We start from the raw sequence: 368 nt of genomic DNA, 5'->3' as shown, positions 1-368 counted from the left end.
GAGGCGCTCGCCACCCGTGTGGTGGTCGCCGACGGTGCGATGGGCACCATGCTCCAGGCGCAGAACCCCACGCTGGAGGATTTCCAGCAGCTGGAGGGCTGCAACGAGGTGCTGAGCGTGACCCGGCCCGACATCGTGCGCTCCGTGCACGAGGAGTACTTCGCGGTCGGTGTGGACTGCGTGGAGACCAACACCTTCGGCGCCAACCACTCCGCGCTGGGTGAGTACGACATCGCGCACCGGGTGCATGAGCTGTCGGAGGCGGGTGCCCGGGTGGCCCGTGAGGTGGCCGACGAGTTCGCCGCGAGGGACGGCCGGCAGCGCTGGGTGCTCGGCTCGATGGGTCCCGGCACCAAGCTGCCCACCCT

General features: G+C 70.1%; 1 protein-coding gene. It reads left to right on the top strand.

From position 1 onward, the window contains the following. On the top strand, window positions 1-368 hold a 368-nt coding region (locus tag ACTT8P_RS38495; RefSeq protein WP_442836436.1), incomplete at both ends, for a homocysteine S-methyltransferase family protein.

It is taken from the genome of Streptomyces sp. JW3, assembly GCF_052216785.1.
Taxonomy (GTDB): domain Bacteria; phylum Actinomycetota; class Actinomycetes; order Streptomycetales; family Streptomycetaceae; genus Streptomyces.
Note: the sequence above shows the minus strand (reverse complement) of the source record. Positions and strands in the feature narration are given on the sequence as shown.